This is a genomic window from Parasphingomonas puruogangriensis, assembly GCF_036663635.1.
Lineage (GTDB): Bacteria > Pseudomonadota > Alphaproteobacteria > Sphingomonadales > Sphingomonadaceae > Sphingomonas.
In genome coordinates, this window is record NZ_JAXOJI010000045.1 from 1 (window position 1) to 1049 (window position 1049).

Annotated in this window: 2 protein-coding genes and 1 pseudogene; all 3 read left to right on the forward strand. The window is 54.1% G+C overall.

All coding sequences use genetic code 11. The features are described 5' to 3' along the window. Window positions 1–454 (forward strand): zinc-binding dehydrogenase (locus U1739_RS21075; protein ID WP_332710577.1); only part of this gene is annotated, 454 nt, incomplete at its 5' end. 17 nt (window positions 455–471) lie between these two features. Beyond that, window positions 472–852 carry a VOC family protein gene (locus U1739_RS21080; RefSeq protein WP_332710578.1) on the forward strand — a complete coding sequence of 127 codons (381 nt, stop codon included), beginning with the start codon at window positions 472–474 and terminating at the stop codon, window positions 850–852. A 13-nt stretch (window positions 853–865) separates the two neighbouring features. Continuing rightward, window positions 866–1049 (forward strand): annotated as a pseudogene (locus tag U1739_RS21085) (prolyl-tRNA synthetase associated domain-containing protein); the annotation flags it as partial.

A 1049-nucleotide genomic window follows, 5' to 3' on the forward strand; every position in this document is an offset into this window, starting at 1 on the left:
TCCCGACCGTGAAGAATGGGGCCGCAGGTTCGGCATGACAGCGTTCCTGAACTCGAAGGGCATGAGCCGCGAAGATGTCGTGGCCAAAATCGTGGAGATGACCGATGGTGGCGCGGATTATACCTTTGATGCAACGGGCAACACCGAGGTCATGCGCACTGCGCTTGAGGCGTGCCATCGCGGATGGGGCACCAGCATCATCATTGGTGTGGCCGAGGCGGGCAAGGAGATTGCCACGCGGCCGTTCCAACTGGTGACGGGTCGCAACTGGCGGGGCACGGCCTTTGGTGGTGCCAAGGGCCGCACTGACGTGCCAAAGATCGTTGATATGTACATGACCGGCAAAATCGAGATTGACCCGATGATCACGCATGTCATGGGTCTGGAAGAGATCAACAAGGCATTTGATTTAATGCATGCGGGAACAAGTATCCGCAGCGTAGTGGTGTTTTAACTCAGGGAGAGACGAATATGTTTAGTCATATGATGGTTGGCAGCAATGATATTGCCCGTTCCAAGAAGTTTTACGATGCAACATTTGCAGTGATCGGCGGAAAGCCTGGCATGCAGGATCCCAAAGGGCGTTTGATCTACATGCACAACGGATCGATGTTTCTGGTGACGCCGCCAATTGACGGTAATCCAGCAACGCACGGAAACGGCTGCACGATCGGTTTTGCAATGACTCCCGAACAAGCCGATGCGTGGCATCAAGCGGGCGTCGACAATGGCGGTGAAGCGATCGAAGATGCTCCCGGCGTACGCGAAGGCAACGGCATGAAACTGTATCTTGCTTATCTGCGCGACCCCGATGGCAACAAATTATGTGCGCTCCATCGCGTCACCGATTGATACGACCGTCAATATGATCGATGCCGAGGCGCAGCTTTATGAAGACTTTGCAGCGCTCGGCATCGTTTACGAACGCCATGAACATGCCGCCGTATTCACGGTGGCTGAAAGCAATCTGCATAACGACCAGATTCTGGGCGCGCATACAAAAAACCTGTTCCTTAAGGACAAAGCAGGTCTATATTTTCTGGTCACGG